Source organism: Massilia pseudoviolaceinigra, from assembly GCF_030846505.1.
Lineage (GTDB): Bacteria > Pseudomonadota > Gammaproteobacteria > Burkholderiales > Burkholderiaceae_D > Telluria_A > Telluria_A violaceinigra.
Window position 1 is genome coordinate 60537 of sequence record NZ_JAVCWL010000039.1, and the last position, 17586, is coordinate 78122.

Genomic DNA, 17586 nt, shown 5'->3' on the forward strand with positions numbered 1-17586 from the left:
CATGACCACCTTATCATTGCGGGCCACGCGGCTTAACTGGCCGCGCGGCCTGGTGGTGACGCTCGCCTGCGTCGCCATCTTTCTGCCGCTGTTTTTGATTTTTTACCAGAGCTTTTTGTCGGCGCCGTTCTTCATGCCCGAAAAAACCCTGGGCTTTGAAGCCTACGCCTTCATTTTCGAGGATCCCGATTTCAGCCAGGCCTTCAAGAATGGCGCGATCCTCGCCACCGGCCTGGCCGCGATCGCGGTGCCGCTGGGCGGCATGCTCGCCTTTTTGATGGTACGTACCGACCTGCCCGGGCGCAGCTGGATCGCGCCGCTGCTGCTGGTGCCGATTTTCGTCTCGCCCATGGTGATGGGCTTCGGCTACGTGGTGTCGATGGGCCCCGTGGGTTTCTATTCGGTGTGGGCCAAGCAGCTGCTCGGCTTCATCCCCTGGAATATCTATTCGTTCACCAGCATCGTCATCATCGCCGGGCTGACCCACGTGCCGCACGTGTACCTGTACGCCTCCTCGGCGCTGAAAAGCCTCGGTTCGGATGTGGAGGAAGCGGCCCGCGTGGCCGGCGCTTCGCCGCTGCGGGTGATGATGAATGTGTCGCTGCCGATGATCATGCCGGCGCTGGCGTATGCGGGCGTGCTGGTGTTTTTCCTCGGTTTCGAGGTGTTCGGCCTGGTCCTGGTGCTGGGCGACCCGGAAGGCCATCTGGTGCTGGCCACCTACCTGTACAAGCTGACCAACAAGATGGGCACCCCCTCGTACCACCTGATGGCGGCGGTGGCGGTGTGCCTGGTGATGGTGACGATGCCGCTGGTGATGCTGCAGCGCTGGCTGCTCAAGTCGGCCAACAAATACGTGTCGATCAAGGGCAAGGGCGCGCGCCAGAAGGCGATGCCGCTTGGCCGCTGGAAGTGGCTGGCGTTCGCGCTGCTGGCCGGCTGGCTGCTGGTGACGATCATCCTGCCGTTGTCGGGCATCGTGCTGCGCTCTTTTGTTCAGAACTGGGGCGAAGGCGTGGTGCTGTGGGATGCGCTGACCTTGCAGCATTTCCGCGACATCCTGGACCAGCATTCGCTGGTGCGCGGGATCATCAACACGGTGCTGATCGGCGTGATCGGCGGGGCGCTGGCGGTGGTGTGCTACACGGCCATCGCACTGGCCATGCACCGCAAGCCCGATGGCATTACGCGCTTGCTCGACTACAGCGTGCTGGTGCCGCGCGCCGTGCCTGGCCTGCTGGCCGGCCTGTCGTTCCTGTGGGTGTTCCTGTTCGTGCCAAGCTGGCTCGATGGGATGCTCAAGGCGACCGAGTTCGGTCCGGCGCTGTGGCTCAGCGAGCATGTAATTCCGCTGCTGCGCGAAGTGCGCTCGACCATCTTCGCCCTGTGGCTGGCCTATTCGGTGGTGTGGCTCGCTTACGGCATGCGCCTGATCTCGACCGCGCTGCTGCAGGTGGGGCCGGAACTGGAAGAGGCGGCGCGCGCGGTGGGCGCCAGCCGCGGCCAGGTCACGCGCGACGTGACGCTGCCGCTGATCAAATTCGGCATGCTGGGCGCCTGGCTGATGGTGTTCCTGATCTTCGAGCGCGAATACTCGACCGGCGTGTACCTGCTCACGCCAGGCACCGAGGTTATCGGGGCGATGCTGGTGTCGCTGTGGGCGGGCGGATCGACCGACCTGGTGGCGGCGCTATCGTTCATCAATATCACGCTGGTGGCCATTGGCCTCGGCATTGCGCTGCGCTTCGGCGTCAAGCTGCACCAATAAACACACTCTACATCGGGAATGACCATGAATGAACTGACCGTCAACGACCTGCACCTCGATTATGGCACCGGCGCGCACGCCAACCAGATCCTCAAGGGCGTATCGATGCACCTGCAACGCGGCGAAGTGGTGGCCTTGCTGGGCCCTTCGGGCAGCGGCAAGACCACCTTGCTGCGCGCGGTGGCCGGGCTGGAAAGCCCCAAGAGCGGCACCATCGACATCGGCGAACGCCGCGTGTACGACGGTGCGCGCAATTTCGAGATGGCGGCCGAGCACCGCAGCCTGGGGCTGGTGTTCCAGTCCTACGCGCTGTGGCCGCACAAGACCGTGTTCGATAACGTGGCCTACGGCCTGACCTTGCGCAAGATGGGCAAGAGCGAGATCGAGGCCAAGGTCAAGGAAGTGCTGGGTCAACTGGGGCTGGGCCACCTGGGCGAGCGTTATCCGCACCAGCTCTCCGGCGGCCAGCAGCAGCGGGTGGCGATTGCGCGCGCGCTGGTGTACAACCCGCCCGTGATCTTGCTCGACGAGCCGCTCTCGAACCTAGACGCCAAGCTGCGCGAGGAGGCGCGCGCCTTTTTGCGCGAGCTGATCGTGCGTCTTGGCCTGTCCGCGCTGATGGTGACGCACGACCAGGGCGAGGCGATGGCGATCTCGGACCGCATCCTGCTGCTTAATAACGGCAAGATCGAGCAGCAAGGTTCGCCGCAAAGCATGTACGAAACGCCGGACACGCTGTTTACCGCTGAATTCATGGGCAGCAACAACCGCCTGCCTGGTCAGGTAGTGGCCAGTAACGCTGGCAAGGTGGCGCTGATGGTTGCCGGCGTGAGCATGCGGGGCACGGCGCGCGGTGCCGCCCTTGAGGGTGGCGGCGGCGAGGCCACGCCGCTGATCCGGGTAGAAGATGTGAAGATCAGCGCGCAGCAGGTCGACAACGCGATCGAGATGCCGCTGTTGACCTGCATGTATCTGGGCGACCGGTGGGAGTGCCTGTTTTCGCGCGAAGGCCTGAGCCTGCGCGCGTACTCCAAGTACCGGCTGGAGGCGGGCAGCTACTGGCTGCACATGCCGCCCGAGAAGCTGTGGGTGTTCTGACGCTTACTGAATCCCGACCACGGATTCGGTCGTGCCGGGGTCGCGCTTCTTCACGAAGCGCACCACCGATTCGACGGTGACGATGTCGATCTGGCCGGCGATGCGGCGGCCCATCGGGTGGTCGTCGAAGGCCACGTTGGCGCGGAACACGCGCGCGCCAAGGCGCTTGACCGACGGCACCCAGATCGTGTTGGGCGTGTAGCCTGCCTGCTTGAGCCACGACTGGGCGGCGCCGCGATCGTCGATGGCGGTGTCGCTGGCGCTGGCGGCGTAGGTTTCGAGCACCCACTGGTTCGAGTTCTGGTACTTGGCCGAGAAGGGGAACGCCAGCATGTTGTAGTTCTCGCCGTGCAGGCGCGCCGGTGCCTGGGAGGCCAGCATGGCGACGATGCGCTTCTGGCTTTGCACGCTCGGGACCACGATCTGGCTCTCATACGCGAACAAATCATCGAGGAAGAAGTTGGCCAGCCCCTGGTCGAACACTTTCGACTTCGCGGTGCCGCACTGATTCAGCAGATGCACGACGCTCCAGCGTCCCTTGGGATGGTCGCGCCAGGCGTATGCCATGTGCGAATAGCGCAAGTCGTACCTGGACAGGTCCTGGCCGACGCGCGCGATCAGCGCGACCTCGGCCCCGGAAGCCTCCAGGGCGGCGCTGGTGTTTTCGGCCAGCTTGACGGCCTTGACGAAGGCGGTGGCGTCCTGCGCGACTTCTTCGCAGGCGGTGCCGGCGTGCGCTAACTTCAGCGGCATGGCCAGCACCAGCAGCAGGAGCAATCGTTGACCGATGCGCATCATGCTTAGCCTTTCGAGCCGTTTTGCGAATGGTGCAGCAGGCCCTTGCCCACTTCGGTGGGGATGAACGCGATCACCTTGCCGGCGGCGATGAGCACATGGCCGCTGGCGGTCGCGGTGACCGTGACGGCCTGGCCGACCAGTTTGGAGAGTCCTTTGGCGCCGTCGCCACTCAATTTGACGGTGGCGGTGGAACCGTCGGCCACGTTCTTGAGCACCACCATGGTGCCGTCGGCGACGGTTTCAACGCTTTGCGCCACCACGCTGCCTCCCACGGCCACCACCAGCAAACTTCCCAGCACCACCGCACCCGAGACGCCGCTCGGGGACCTCGACAGGTTCGATCCCATGTTCTGATGGTGGGATTCGGCCATCGCGGCAGGATTGGCGCCGAACAGTGCACAAGCGATCGTGATAGCCGTCAGGGTGGTTTTCATGCTGTTTCTTTCAGTAAGTTGGCCGGGTTGGCAGAACACATCTTACGCAAGAATCGACTTTCCTCCATGAATTGATAGTCCGTATCGCTTTTATTCTGAATAAGTATTAAGATTTGCTACCAGAATTCCTAGGGATACAGAAATGCCGCACGCAATTACACTTGTCGACACCTTGAAGCGCCTCCTGAAGGGGCGGGGCATTACCTACGGCGACCTTGCCGGACGGATAGGCATGTCGGAGGCGAGCGTGAAGCGCATGTTCTCACAGAAAAATTTTACCTTGCAGCGGCTCGACGAGATTCTCACGGCCACGGGAATCGAGTTCGACGAACTCAGTGCGGCGCAGTCCGCGCCAACCCTGATCTCGCACCTGACGCTGGCGCAGGAGCGCGAAATCATCGGCGACCCGCGCCTGCTGGTGGTAGCCGTGTCGGCCATGAACCACATCGGCTTCGACGATATCGTGCGTTTCTACGACATGACGGAAGCGGAAGTGACCAAGTACCTGCTGCGGCTGGACCGCATCGGCTTTCTGGAGCTGCTGCCGAATAACCGGGTCAAGCTGCTGATCGCGCGCACCTTCGGCTGGATTGCGAATGGGCCGATCCAGGGCTACTTCCGGCACGAGGCGGCGGCCGACTACCTGAACTCGCGCTTCGACGGCGAGGATGAAGTCATGCGGCTGGTGAATGTGATGCTGTCGAAGCAGTCCGGCGCCGCACTGCTGGAGCGCCTGAAGCAGGTGGCCGCCGAATTCGCGCAGCAGCACCAGCACGAAACGCGCCTGCCGCTCGACCAGCGCCATGCGATCAGCTTCATCGTGGCCGCGCGGCCCTGGGTGCCGCAGGCATTCAAGGCCCTCTTGCGCCAGGGCTGATGGTACCCTGACGATGCAACTCCGACCTTTTTGCCACATCGAGACCTTGAGAGATCTATCAGCATGAGTCAAGCCAGCCAGTTTTCCCTCTTAAAGCAACGCCGCTTCGCGCCGTTTTTCTGGACCCAGTTCCTCGGCGCGTTCAACGACAACGTCTTCAAGACCGCCTTGCTGGTGATTCTCACCTACGATGCCGTCAGCTGGACCAGCCTCGATCCGGCCGTCTTGAACAGCCTCATTCCAGGCTTGTTCATCCTGCCGTACGTACTGTTTTCGGCCACCGCCGGACAGATCGCCGAAAAGGTCGAGAAGGGGCGCCTGGCGCGCTTCGTCAAGATGCTGGAAATCGGCATCATGCTCGTGGCGGGCATCGGCTGGATGACGCACACCTTGTGGCTCCTGATTGCCTCCGTGGTCGGCATGGGCGTGCATTCGACCCTGTTCGGGCCCGTGAAATACGCCTACATGCCGCAGCATCTGAAATCGGAAGAACTGGTCGGCGGTAACGGCGTGGTGGAAATGGGCACGTTCGTCGGCATCCTGCTCGGGCAGATCCTGGGCGCGGCGCTGGTACTCAAATCCAACGGGCTGCTGCTGGTGGCCGGCGCCACCATGTTCTTCGCCGTGCTTGGCCTGGTGGCCAGTTACCGCATTCCCCTGTCGCCGGCGCCCGCGCCCGAGCTGAAAATCAATCCGAATCCGTTTGCCGAGTCGGTGCGCAACATCGGCCACGCGCGCAAGAACCGCACCGTGTTCCTGTCCATGCTGGGCAACTCGTGGTTCTGGTTTTACGGCGCGATGATCCTGTCGCAATTCCCGCTGTACGCCAAGGAGTACCTGCATGGCGACTACAGCGTGTTCGTGATGCTGCTGACCGTGTTCTCGGTCGGCGTGGGCGTCGGCTCGCTGCTGTGCGAGAAGCTGTCGGGCCACAAGGTGGAAATCGGCCTGGTGCCGTTTGGCTCGATCGGCCTGTCGCTGTTCGGCATCGACCTGTATTTCGCCAGCATCGGTTACGTGCGCCCGCCGGTCGAAGTGGAGATGATGGGCATGCTGGCGCAGGCCGGCGTGACGCGCGTGCTGTTCGACATCGCCATGATCGGCGTGTTCGGCGGACTGTTCATCGTGCCGCTGTTCGCGCTGATCCAGACCCGGTGCGAGCCGGCCCACCTGTCGCGCACCATCGGCGGCATGAATATCATGAACGCGTTGTTCATGATCGGGGCGGCCGGCGTGGCCATCGTGATGATCAAGATGGGCTTTTCGATTCCCGAAATGTTCCTCGCCACCGCGATCCTGAACGCCATCGTGGCGCTGTATATCTTCTCGCTGGTGCCGGAATTCCTGATGCGCTTCCTGGCGTGGATGCTGATTCATACCATCCACCGCGTCAAGACGGTGGACGTGGACCGCATTCCAGAGGAAGGCCCGGCGGTATTGGTGTGCAATCACGTCAGCTATGTCGATGCGATCGTGATCGGCGCGGCCAGCCCACGTCCGATCCGCTTCGTGATGGACCATAAAATCTTCAAGATGCCGTTCATGGGCTGGCTGTTCCGCACGGCGCGCGCGATTCCGATCGCGCCGGCCAAGGAAGACCAGTTCCTGATGGAGAAGGCGTACATCGACATCGCGCAGGCGCTGCACGAGGGCGACCTGGTTTGCATCTTCCCGGAAGGGCGCCTGACCTCGACCGGCGAAATGGGTGAGTTCCGCGGCGGGATCGCCAAGATTGTCGAACGCAGCAAGGTACCGGTGATTCCGATGGCGCTGCGCGGCCTGTGGGGCAGCCTGCTCACGCGCGACCCTGGCAATCTGTTCGAGCGCACCTTCGCGCGCGGACCGCGTTCGCGCCTGGCGCTGGCGGTCGGCATGCCGGTCGCTCCGGAAGACGCCACGCCCGACTACCTGCACAAACAGGTGCTCGCCTTGCGGGGCGACTGGAAGTAAGCCAAGCCGGCTTAAGGTATCGGGGAAAGTGGTTATAATTGCAACCGTACGGCATTATGCCGCTTTTCCCGTTATTCAAAGGCCGCTGCATTCCATGAACAGTTTTTCGCCGCCGGTGCCATGAAAATCCGCGCTTATCTCGCGCTGATGGTCGCGGCGATCCTGATTCCGGTCATTCTGTTCTCGACGATTTCGCTGAACATGCTGCTCAAGTCCGAGCGCGAGGCGGCGCTCAAGGGTGTGCGCGAGACGGCCCGCATCTCTCTGGTGAGCATCGACCGCGAACTGACCAACACCCAGAGCGCGGTACGCATGCTGGCCACCTCGCCGCACCTGGCGCGCGGCGACCTGGCGGGCTTTTACGAGCAGGCGCGCTTTGCCGACAAGGTGGGCACCACCTGGACCGCGCTGATCGACGAGCGCGGGCAGCAGCTGATTAATACCGCGGTGCCGTTCGGCGCGCCCTTGCCGGGCCCGGACGCGGCCCAGCGCGTGGCCCAGGTGCTCGATGCGGGCACGCCGCAAATCTCCAATCTCATTCGCGGCGTCGTCACCCAGGCCTTGCTGGTGGTGGTGGATGTGCCGGTCACCACGCCCGACGGCATGCGCTACGTGATCGCGCAGGGCTTCAAGATCGAACATTTCAACGGCGTGCTGACCCAGGTGAACGCGCCGCCGACCTGGCTGGCCGGCGTGTACGACCGCAACGGCATGACCATCGCCCAGACCTATGGCGGCGGCGGCACCGGGCGCGGTGACACCCGTCCCGACCTGCGCGAAGCGATCCGCAATAAAACCATTGGCGTGATCCGCAACGCCAGCGACGACAACCTGAAGCTGTACACGGTGCTGGAACGCTCGGCGCTGTCCGGATGGACGGTGGCCGTTGGCGTGCCGGAAGCGGAAATCGAATCGGCGGCGCGGCGCGCACTGATGGTATGGATCGTGGGACTGGTGGCGGCGGTGTGCTGCGCCGCGCTGGCGGCCGTGTTCTTTGCGCGCCGGCTGTCGCGCTCCATCGGCCAGGTGGCGCGGTCGGCGCAAGCGTTGGGCGGCAGCGGAGATCCGGTCCACTCCGACGTGTCGGGCGTGGCCGAGGTGGACGAGGTGCTGGCCGCGATTGGCGCGGCGGCGGCGGTGGTGAACCAGGAAAAGCAGTCGCGCCTTGCGGCCGAAACCGAGCGCGAAATCCTGTTCGAGCGCGAACACGAGGCGCGCACCACGGCCGAACAGCAGAACAGGGCCAAGGATGAATTTTTGGCGATGCTGGGGCATGAGCTGCGTAATCCGCTGGCGGCGATCGTGAACGCGACCAGCGTGATGGCCCATCCCGCCATGCCGGCAACGGCCAGCGAACGCGCGCGCGAGATCATCACGCGCCAGAGCGGACACCTGACGCGCATCGTCGACGATCTGCTCGACATGGGGCGGGTTCACTCGGGGAAGATTTTGCTGGAGCGGCACGCGCTGCGGCTGGACCAGGTGATCGACAACTACATGGCCACCTTGCGCGCGTCGCAGCGCTCGGCGCGCCACGAATTGCGCGTCGATGTCGCGCCGGTCTGGGTCGATGGCGACCCGACCCGGCTTGAGCAGATTGTCTCGAACCTGCTCGACAACGCGCTCAAATACACGCCGGCCGGCGGCACGATTTCGGTCAGCGTGAGGAGCGAAGGGGAGGACGCGGTACTGTGCGTGTCCGATTCGGGTATCGGGATTGCGCCGGAACTGATGCCGTATGTGTTTGATCTGTTCGTGCAGGGCGCGCGCCCGCTCGACCGCGCGCAGGGCGGCCTGGGTGTGGGGCTGGCGCTGGTGCGCCAGTTGGCGCTGATGCACGGGGGCATGGTGGACGTGCGCAGCGCGGGCACGGGGCTGGGCAGCAGTTTCGAGCTGCACCTGCCGCGCGTGCAGCCGCCGCAGTCCGAGGTGAGCGTGCCGGCGCTGGTGCCGTCGTCGCGCCAGCGCGTGCTGCTGATCGAAGATAACGAGGACGGGCGCGAGATGATGGCCATGATGCTCGAAGCGCAGCAGTACCGCGTCGACACGGCCATCGACGGTTTCGACGGCCTGCGCCAGGCTGGCGCGGCGTGCCCGGATATTGCGCTGGTCGATATCGGCCTGCCGGGCATCGATGGCTACGAGGTCGCGCGCCGCATGCGCGCCGACCCGGCCACGAGCAAGGTGCGCCTCATCGCGCTGACCGGGTATGGGCAGGACAGCGACCGCCAACGCGCGCTCGCCGCCGGTTTCGACGCGCATCTGGTCAAGCCGGTGGACATGGCGCGATTGATGGAAGCGCTGGAAAGCGCACCCGCGGCGGCCCGGCGCTTCGCGGGGACGGCCAGCTAGCTTGTCAGGCGCGCGCCCTGGGCCTTGGCCAGGCGGCCGTCGGCGAGGCGCTTGATTTCGTCGAAATTGACTGGCTTGATCAGGTGATGGTCGAAACCGGCGTCGAGGGTGCGCTGGCGCGCGTCGCTCTGGCCCCAGCCGGTCAGCGCGATCATCAGCACCGACTGCGAGCCAGGCTTGAGGCGGATGCGGCGCGCGGCCTCGTAGCCGTCCATGCTCGGCATGCCGAGGTCCATCACGATCATGTCGGGCATGTCCTGTTCCACCGCCTGCACCGCTTCATAGCCGTCGTAGGCGGTGGCGACGTTGCAGTTTTCCATTTCAAACAGCGCCTGCAGCGAGTCGGCGGCATCGCGGTTATCGTCCACCACCAGCACCCTGGGACGCTGGTCGCTTGAACCGATAACGTCCGCCTTGCTCGCCGCGACGGCAGGCCGCGCTTCGGTCACGACCGGCAGCGTGACCACGAATTCGCTGCCCTTGCCCAGGCCTTCGCTGGTGGCCTGCACGCTACCGCCATGCATCTCGGCGAACTGGCGCGACAGGCTCAAGCCGATTCCGAGGCCGCTGGCGATCTGGCCCGAGAGCGGTCGGCTTTGCTCGAACATCGCGAAGATGCGGCCGATGGCGACTGGTTCGAGGCCGATGCCGGTGTCCTTGACGTAGATTTTCAGGGCGCCGAATTCGACCAGCGCGCGCACGCTGATGTAGCCTTCGAACGGCGTGAACTTGACCGCGTTCGAGACGATGTTGGCGACGATCTGCACCACGCGCGCGTAGTCGGCATACAGCATGACCGGATCGGGCGGGATGGCGACATCGATCTTGATATGCTTGGCCGCCGCCGCTGCCGAACACAGTTCGGTGACGTGCTCCATCACTTGCGCGAAGGTAGTGTAGTCGCGCTGCAGCTCGATCTTGCCGCTGTTGATGCGGGCGACGTCGAGCAGGTCGTCGACGAGGCGGGTCAGGTGCGTCACCTGGCGCTCGATCACGTCGCTGACTTTCTTCACGGGCGCCTGGTCGGGATACAGGTGATTGAGGACGCTCATCGAGGTGCGGATCGGCGCGAGCGGATTACGCAGTTCGTGACCGAGGCTGGCCAGGAACTCGTCCTTGCGGCGGTCGGTTTCGCGCACCTGGTACTGCTTTTCGCGGGCGCGCAGCACCGACTGCAGGGAGGTGATGAGGGTCAGGGTGCGTACCGGGCGCTCGAGCAAGGTGACGTTGCCGAGGGTGTTGATGGCCTGGCGCACGCTGAGGGAATCGGGGCTGCGGTGCGTCAGCAGCACGATCGGCAGGTCGGACCAGTTGGGCTGGCGCTGGACGAATTCGCCGAGCGCCTTCAGGCCGCCGTTCGACAGCGCTTCTTCGACCGTGAGCACGGCACCGACGCCGATCAGCAGCTCTTCGGAGAGCTTCTGCGCGGTTTCGGCGACCAGGTTATCGACTTGCGCCAGCGTGAGCATCTTCGATGCCAGCACCGCGTCCTGGCCAGTCGGTGCGTAGATCACGACTCGCTTTTCCATGGCTGTTATCGCTTATCCGTTTTCGTCGTCGAACAGCACGGGGCAGTCGCTGTCGTCGAAGGTGGGAATCCCGGTCAGGATGCCGTGGAAGTTGGTCAGCACGTCGCCTACCTGAATGCCCTTGGCGCTCATCGTGAACAGGCGGATGGTGCGTTCGTGCAGGCCGACCCGCTTCTTGAAGACGGAGATAGCCTGGCGCACCTTGCCGCGTGCCTCGAAGTAGCGCAGCATGATGACGCTGTCGGCGATATAGCTGGCGTCGACCGTGGTGGTCATGTTGGAGCCGATGACGCCGGGCTGCACGCCGACCAAAATCGTGACCACGCCGCGCTGGCCCAGGTAGGTAAGCAGTTCGTGCATGTGGGTGGCGAGGAAGCGCTCGTCGGGCATGGCCTTGAGGTAGCCATTGAGGCTGTCGATGACGATCACGCGCGCGCCACCGGCTTCGGCATCGGTCACGGACTGCATGAATTCGCCGGGTGCCATTTCGGCCGGGTCGATCTGCTTGATCATCAGCAGGCCACTGTCGATCGCGCCCTGGAGGTCGATACCGAGGCCGGTGGAGCGCAGCAGCAGGTTGTTGGCCGCTTCCTCGAACAGGAACATGGCCGCTTTCTGGCCGCGCTGGGTGGCTGCGTACACGTACTGCGCGCACAGCGAGGATTTGCCGGTGCCCGGTGGACCGGAGAGCAGGGTGCTGGTGCCTTCATCGAGGCCGCCGCCGGTCAGCGCATCGAGTTGCGCGATGCCGCTCGAGAGCTGTTTGCGTTCGGTGTGCACGCGCGTGTGGGCGGCGATCAGGCGCGGGAACACCACCAGGCCGCCGGTGACGATCTTGTAGTCGTGCGAGCCGCCACGAAAGGCGATGCCGCGGTATTTGACGATGCGCACGCGGCGCCGTTCGGAGCCGTAGTCCTGGTTGATCAGTTCGAGCGTGATGACGCCGTGCGCCACGCTGCGCACCTGCAGGTCGCCCGAAAGGGCGGTGCGGTCGTCGAGGAACAGGGTGGTGCAGCCTTTGCCGGACAAGTACTGTTTGAGCGCGAGCACCTGGCGGCGGTAGCGCAGCGGACTTTCGGCCAGCAGCTGCAGTTCGGACAGCGAATCGAGGACCACGCGGGTCGGCTTGTACTTTTCGATCGTGTCGAGAATGCGCTGGGTGGTCATGCCCATCTCGATTTCGGACGGGTGGAAAATGGTGAACTGGTGGTCGGGGTGGAGGATGTTTTCGTTGGGGATGATGTCCTCGACGTGGATGCCGTCCATCGACCAGCCGTGCGACTGCGCCACTGCTTTTAGTTCGACGCGGGTTTCGGCCAGGGTGATGTAGATGACTGATTCGCCGCGGCGTACGCCTTCGTACAGGAACTGGAGGGCGAGCGTGGTCTTGCCTGTGCCGGGCTCGCCTTCGATCAGGAACAGGCGGTCACTGGTGAGGCCGCCACCAAGGATGGTGTCCAGTCCCGGGACGCCCGTTGAAAGAAAGCGGCTGGTGTCGCTGTTCTGTTTTTCCATGGAGGGATTCTCCGTTTTTCTCATCGTAAATTTCGTTAATGGCAACACTGTATGATAAATAGTACCTGAATGCGATCCGGGTGGTAGTTCTGTACGGAAGCAATCCATTAGTTGGGTTGCGGAGTGGACAAGCTGTTTCGAGCGGTGGGTTGAGGTAGCGCAAGGTGGTAGGCAGCGGCACGCGACGGATGTGATTTTGTGTGCCAAAAACGGAAGATGCTCTGATATAATTCGCAACTCGTCGGGGCGTAGCGCAGCCTGGTAGCGTACTTGCATGGGGTGCAAGGGGTCGAGTGTTCGAATCACTCCGTCCCGACCAATAGAATCAAAGACTTAGCGGAAGCCGGCAGATGCCAGCTTTTTGTTTTCCTGCTCCGTGCCTTAATAGCTCACTTTGGCGTGTAGTGGACCATCAATGTCCTTTACGCCGTTCACTGAGACGGTGCAGTCCAGCGCCCGTGCGCCTTACGTACGAGGCGCAGCTCAATGCCATTATCGCGGGGTGTCGCCCATGCAGATGGTCAGCGCAGATCTGCTGGCGCAGTACCGGCACTGCGAGGCTGAGCTCGTCGCGCTCAAGGCGGCGGCCCTGCTCGGTCCGGAGGATGCTTCAAGCGGTCCTCGATCATGAACCCAGCGCTGATCACAAGTAAAATCACTGGCCCCCAGTCCTGAACAACGTCTGGCATTTCACTGCTGTAGTAAGTGTGCAGCAACAGCGAAAACACGCAAAACACGACGGAATTTACCAGTACGATCAGGGCTACGTCGCGCCAAGAAATGTGAGCCGCGTTTGAGGTGGCTCAAAGTGGCGCGCCGGAGTGTCAACTTTTCTGGCGGTCTTACCGCCCGGTCAGCGCCGTCAACATCTTTCTTGGAAGGATGATCCGGAATGCGCCGGTGCAGATAGCAGCTTGAGATGAGGCAATGTTCTAATTATTGACGTCGATATTCTTGGTTTTCCCGCTGGCAATTTCGCCAGCATTCTCCCGTAGAAGACAGGAAAACCATGCCCAACGCAAGCCCGTTTTCGTCGGCGAGTCATCTCATACGTTCTGCGCTGATCCTGTTCATCTTGGCGCACGGCAGTGCTCGTGCAGAGAATTCCCTTCCAGAGGGAACGCTTGGCTGGTGGTATTACAGCGGAGCGACCAGTCCAGACCATTATGCGCCCGACCCGATTACTGCCTGTCAAAAAGGGGCGTGGCACCACGCGCGCGAGCCGCTTGTCGCGATGCGGCCTTGGCCAGCGCGCCGCGACGCGTTTGATTGCTCCTATAGGTGGCTACCCCGAACCGGCCCAGTTTCCTGGCTTGGGGTGACCGCCCTGCACTGCAAGCCGGGATATCGTTCGTATGCACAGGGCGTTTGTCGCAAAGAAAGACCGGAAGTTCCTGCGCCCTTGAAATGCGGAGAGGCGGCAGGAAACCCGGTTCAGTTTGTCAGCGGCGCCAAAATCCAGCATGAAATCGATCTAGGCGGCGGCAACGACTTGCTGCGCGTCCGCCGTACCTACCGCAGCGTGCGCGAAAACGGACTCGGGCAATCAGCGGGCATGGGCTGGTCGTTTTCCTTCGAGCGCGCCTTTTTCGCGCCGCGTTCATTGCTTAGCAATATCAGGCCGAGAATCATTGGCGCACTGAGCGATGGCACTTTTTTCGAATTCTGGCGGCAGGGCAATGGCCCGTACAAGTCAACCCACGACAGAGGCACGACCCTGGAAGTGCAAGGCCCCGATGAAACTGTCTTCCTTTTGACAACGCCGGACGGCACGGTCGAACGTTTCCTCCGGGATGGTGACACCTTCAGGCTCAGCAGCATTCATGCGCGCACCGGCATGACGACGCATTACACCTACGACGCCAACAACCAGCTCAGCAAGATTGCCGACGACAGCGGTCGCACCCTGACGATGACGTGGGAAGGCGGCCCCATCGCGTCTATCTCCAATGCCACCGGGAGCGTGCGTTACGAATATGAGCCTGCTGCCATACCCGGTTACGGCCCCATTAAAGGCATGGACCGCCTGGTTGGAGTGCACTTCCTCGACCGCGCCGGTGCCGAGATTTCATCGCGCGCGTACCACTACGAAGACGCTACCGACCGCTTCCTGCTCACCGGAATCACCGACGAACATGGAAAGCGCTTTGCCACGTATGCGTACAACGGCGACGGCCAGGCTGTGCTGACGGAGCACGCCGGCGGTGCGCAGCGTTACACCTTTTCTTATCCCAGCCGGACCAGCCGGATCGTGACCGATCCGCTCGGCAGCAGCCGCAGCATCGGCATTCGGTACGACCTCGGCAAGAGCCGAATTACCGCCGAAAGCCAGAGCGCCGGCGCTGGCTGCGCTGCGAGTGCCAAGGCCACCACCTACAGCGCCACAGGCGACGTGACGAGTCGTACCGACTTCAATGGCAACAAGACCTGCTTTATCAGCGACCCCGTCCGTGGAACCGAGCTGGCACGCGTGACCGGGCTGGGCAAAGATGATGCCTGCCCCGCAAGCATCGACAGCGCGATTCCAGCCGCTGCGCGCAAGACGAGTACGCGCTGGCATCCGGACTGGCCCCTGGTCACCACGACCGCCTCGCCTGGGCGCATGGAAATGACGGTCTACAACGGCCAGCGCGATGCTAGTGGAAAAGTAGTGGAGTGTGCCGGCGGCGCCGTGCTGCCCAATGGGAAGCCAATCGCCGTCGTATGCCGCAGGAGCGTCGAGGCGACCAGCGACAGGAATGGCGGGCTCGGTTTCACGGCGGCCCGAACCGGTCCTGTCCAGGAATGGCGCTACACCTACAACCGCACCGGGCAGATGCTGACGAGCAGCGGCCCGGTTGATGCCAATGGCAAGGCCGAATCGTCGAGCATGGTCTATTACGCCGACACCAGCGCGAGCCACGCCCCCGGCGACCTGGCGAGCGTGCGCAACAGTGTTGGCGAGGTCACCAATTACCTCGAATACAGCGAGGACGGCTTGCCGACGAAAGTCCAGCGTCCCAACGGCCAGATGGTCGGATTTGAATACGGGCCACGCCAGCGCTTGATGTCCAGCACCGTCCGCGCAGCGAGTGGGCAAGCCGAAACCACGCGATACGAATATGACGTCGCGGGCCAGCTGATCCGTATGACTGCGCCCGACGGCTCGGCGCTGAGCTACACCTACGACGATGCGCACCGTCTGATCGGCTTGCGCGACCGCTCCGGCAACAGCATTGATTTCACGCTCGATGCCATGGGCAATGCAATACGCCAGGAAGTGAAAGACCCGAGCGGCAAATTGGTGGCGCAGACCGCACGCGCCTTCGATGCGCTCAACCGCCTGCAGCGGGAATAGAAAAGCGCGAATGATCCAGGCTCGCGTTTCGAATACGACGCGGTCGGCAACCTGACATCGAGCATCGATCAAATTGCACGCGTCAGCAAGGGAACTTACGACACGTTCAATCGTCTGATACAACAGACCTTGCCCGCCGGCGATGCCACGGGCAAGCCAGCATTAATCGAGTACGCTTATACGCCGCAGGATCAGCTTGCATCAGTGATCGATCCGCGCCGCTTGCCGACACGCTACGTCGTCAACGGGCTGGGTCAGCAAACGGGGCTGAGCAGCCCCGATACCAGCAGCACGCACACGCAGTTCGACGGGGCCGGGAAGGTGATAGCGACCCTTGATGGAGCCGGACGCAAGACCGCCTATCGATATGATGCGGCGGGCCGCGTCACCGGCATCGGCACCAGCTCGTTTGAATACGGTGCCGCTGGCAGTTCCGCAGCGGGCCGTATCACAGCAATGGCGGATGAGGCCGGAAAAACGATGTACGTCTATGACGGCATGGGGAGGCTTACAAGGAAGGAGCAAACGAGCGGCCCGACGTCCAGGCGCTTCGTGACCGTCTACGCATATGGCAGCACGGGCGGCGCTGTTGGGCACGTCACCTCGATGACCTACCCCAGCGGCAATCGCATCGATATCACGTACGACGCGAATGGAAAGCCGTTCTCCCTGGGCCTGACGCGCCCCGGCGCTACGCGCACGACGATTCTGAGTCAAATAACTTACCAACCGTTCGGTGCTTTGCGCTCCTGGTTATGGGGTAATCACAGCGCGGGAAATCCCAATCAATACGAGCGCCAGTTCGACCTGGAAAATCGCATTGTCAGTTACCCTCTCGGCCACCTGAAAGCGGGAGGTGCGATGCGCACGCTCAGTTACGATGCCGCCGGACGGATCGTGGCGAGCACGCATGCGGGGAATGCCACGTCAGCCAGGCTGGACCAGCGCTACAGCTACGATGGACGGGATCGCCTGATCGGCTTTACCAGCGCTACGGCCAGCCAACGCTTCGAGTACGACGTCAACGGTAATCGTACCAAAGTCGTTAGTGGCGCCAGTAGCTACTCCAACACGATCGATCCCCGCAGCAACCGGCTGACTGCCACCTCCGGACCGGTGCCAGCGAAACGCAATACGTACGACGCCACGGGCAACCTCATCAGCGACGGAACGATGCGTTACGTCTACGGCAACAACGGGCGCCTGAGCACCACCACAGGCATCAATGGCGCGTCGACGCAATACCGCTACAACGGAGTCGGCCAGCGGATCATGAAGTCGGATGCCGCCGGCACATCGACTTACTTCGTCTACAACGAGGCCGGACAGATGGTGGGCGAGTACGATAGCACCGGCACGCCGATACAGGAAACGATCTACTTTGAGGGAATACCGGTCGCTGTGATCAAGCCGCGTACAGCGGGCGCCGGGGAAAGTGCATACTACATCTATGCCGACCACCTGATGACACCGCGGGTTATCGCCCGAGCCAGCGACAACAAGATGGTGTGGCGTTGGGATGGCGCAAATCCGTTTGGGGAAGATCCACCAGATGAAAACCCGAGTCGCCTAGGCAATTTCACCTACAACCTGCGTTTTCCCGGACAATATTATGATCGAGAAACGAATCTTCATTACAACTACTATCGCGACTACGATCCGCAGACTGGACGGTATTTGCAGTCTGACCCGATTGGTCTTGTGGGTGGAATCAACACATACGGTTATGCTCTCGGAAATCCTGTCTTATACTTCGACCCATCGGGTCTGCTAGTCCCGCCACCAAGCGTTGTGACATGGGCCGGCTCAGCGGCTAGCAGTACAGGCGCAGCGGCAGGCGTCGGAGTTGCGGCAGCTGGTGCTTTAGGTGTCGGTATTGGCCTCGGCTTCAATTCTGCGTGGGACCATTTTGCCGGGCAGCCCTTTGG

11 protein-coding genes and 1 tRNA gene are annotated in these 17586 nt (G+C 62.8%); 8 read left to right on the plus strand and 4 right to left on the minus strand.

What is annotated here, in order from left to right; genetic code table 11:
* The first annotated feature begins 1 nt into the window (after position 1).
* Together RBA40_RS28650 and RBA40_RS28655 are read left to right on the plus strand one after the other, a co-directional pair.
* On the plus strand, positions 2-1768 hold the full coding sequence (locus RBA40_RS28650; RefSeq protein WP_099876200.1) for an ABC transporter permease: 1767 nt from the start codon (positions 2-4) through the stop codon (positions 1766-1768).
* Positions 1769-1792: 24 nt separating this feature from the next.
* On the plus strand, positions 1793-2866 hold the full coding sequence (locus RBA40_RS28655) for an ABC transporter ATP-binding protein (RefSeq protein ID WP_306651898.1): 1074 nt from the start codon (positions 1793-1795) through the stop codon (positions 2864-2866).
* A gap of 3 nt (positions 2867-2869) precedes the next feature.
* Here the strand turns inward: RBA40_RS28655 and RBA40_RS28660 are convergent, their stop codons facing one another.
* Both RBA40_RS28660 and RBA40_RS28665 read right to left on the minus strand, forming a co-directional pair.
* Positions 2870-3664, minus strand: a complete 795-nt coding sequence (locus tag RBA40_RS28660) for a DUF2145 domain-containing protein (RefSeq protein ID WP_306651899.1) — start codon at positions 3662-3664, stop codon at positions 2870-2872.
* Positions 3665-3666: 2 nt separating this feature from the next.
* Complete coding sequence (locus RBA40_RS28665) at positions 3667-4098, minus strand: hypothetical protein (RefSeq protein WP_306651901.1); 432 nt, start codon at positions 4096-4098, stop codon at positions 3667-3669.
* Positions 4099-4240: 142 nt separating this feature from the next.
* On the opposite strand from RBA40_RS28665, the gene RBA40_RS28670 reads away from it, so the two are divergent.
* The 3 genes from RBA40_RS28670 to RBA40_RS28680 all read left to right on the plus strand — a co-directional run bounded on the left by RBA40_RS28670 (position 4241) and on the right by RBA40_RS28680 (position 9277).
* A complete protein-coding gene (locus RBA40_RS28670; protein ID WP_054263907.1) occupies positions 4241-4975 on the plus strand; it encodes a helix-turn-helix domain-containing protein in 735 nt (244 codons plus the stop codon).
* 63 nt (positions 4976-5038) lie between these two features.
* A complete protein-coding gene (locus RBA40_RS28675) occupies positions 5039-6925 on the plus strand; it encodes an MFS transporter (protein WP_306651902.1) in 1887 nt (628 codons plus the stop codon).
* A gap of 120 nt (positions 6926-7045) precedes the next feature.
* Positions 7046-9277, plus strand: coding sequence for a hybrid sensor histidine kinase/response regulator (locus RBA40_RS28680; protein ID WP_306651904.1), 2232 nt, complete (start codon positions 7046-7048; stop codon positions 9275-9277).
* Here RBA40_RS28680 and RBA40_RS28685 read toward each other — a convergent pair.
* Both RBA40_RS28685 and RBA40_RS28690 read right to left on the minus strand, forming a co-directional pair.
* Positions 9274-10806: a hybrid sensor histidine kinase/response regulator gene (locus RBA40_RS28685; protein ID WP_306651906.1), complete on the minus strand. Its 1533-nt coding sequence runs from the start codon at positions 10804-10806 to the stop codon at positions 9274-9276. The two genes, RBA40_RS28680 and RBA40_RS28685, sit on opposite strands and share 4 nt — an antisense overlap.
* 12 nt (positions 10807-10818) lie before the next feature.
* A complete protein-coding gene (locus RBA40_RS28690) occupies positions 10819-12321 on the minus strand; it encodes an ATPase domain-containing protein (protein WP_306651907.1) in 1503 nt (500 codons plus the stop codon).
* Positions 12322-12563: 242 nt separating this feature from the next.
* On the opposite strand from RBA40_RS28690, the gene RBA40_RS28695 reads away from it, so the two are divergent.
* The 3 genes from RBA40_RS28695 to RBA40_RS28705 all read left to right on the plus strand — a co-directional run.
* Positions 12564-12640 (plus strand) — tRNA-Pro (locus tag RBA40_RS28695).
* A gap of 690 nt (positions 12641-13330) precedes the next feature.
* Positions 13331-15658, plus strand: a complete 2328-nt coding sequence (locus RBA40_RS28700) for a DUF6531 domain-containing protein (RefSeq protein ID WP_306651909.1) — start codon at positions 13331-13333, stop codon at positions 15656-15658.
* 129 nt (positions 15659-15787) lie between these two features.
* On the plus strand, positions 15788-17586 hold a 1799-nt coding region (locus RBA40_RS28705; protein WP_306651911.1), incomplete at its 3' end, for an RHS repeat-associated core domain-containing protein.